Source organism: Mesorhizobium sp. M7A.F.Ca.CA.001.10.2.1, from assembly GCF_003998575.1.
Lineage (GTDB): Bacteria > Pseudomonadota > Alphaproteobacteria > Rhizobiales > Rhizobiaceae > Mesorhizobium.
Genome location: NZ_RZQY01001196.1, coordinates 1 through 764 on the forward strand (window position 1 = coordinate 1; position 764 = coordinate 764).

Consider the following 764-nt stretch of genomic DNA (forward strand, 5'->3'; position numbering starts at 1 on the left):
CGTGGATGTCGATGAGGGGGCGGGCGGTCTCAGGGGTCATCAGGGTCTCCAATCCGGAATGCGGCGCGTCCGTCGGGACACCAGGCAACATCGCGGCACTATGAATTCGCCGGTCTCATGCCACTTCCCTGGCATCCGGCACAAGAGCCAGCGCTTCCGCGAAGCTTGAGGCGGTGAACTCGGGAACGGCGTTGGCGCTTTCGATGGCAAGCGTCGCCCCGGCGATGCCTTCGCGCAGGGCCACCCGCAGCGGCAGTCCGCGCAGCAAGGCAGCGACCGTTGCGCCCGCCAGCGCATCACCGGCCCCGGTGACGTCAGCGACCTTTCGGGGATTGGGCGGCATGATCGAAAAGGCGCCTGTTTCATCGAACCCCAGCACGGGCGCGTCGCCTGCCGTGACCACGCCACTGACGAGGCCGCTGCATCGCAACCCGTCGACGACCTCGCGCTCCCTGGCATTCGCGGCGACGCCGGCCAGCACCATGGCCTCGCGCCGGTTCATGAAGACCAGCGAGAGCTCCTTCAGCACCGGTATCAGCCGCACCACCTTGGCCGGCGAGATGGCAATGGCGAAAACCGGCTTGCCCGCGGCGAGCGCGACCAGCCGTTCCAGCGCCGCCGTCGGCAGGTTGGCGTCGCAGAACACGGCATCGGCGGCCGCGATTGCTTCGCGCACCCTGGAGCGGCGAATCTGTTTGGGAAAGGCCAACTCATAGAGCGCCATGTCGGCAAAGCCGACGATCAGCTCGCCTTCGCTGTCGATC

1 protein-coding gene is annotated in these 764 nt (G+C 67.4%); it reads right to left on the bottom strand.

The features are described 5' to 3' along the window. Positions 1–115: 115 nt before the first annotated feature. The coding region (locus EN964_RS36110) for a PfkB family carbohydrate kinase (protein WP_127277563.1) at positions 116–764 on the bottom strand (649 nt) is incomplete at its 5' end.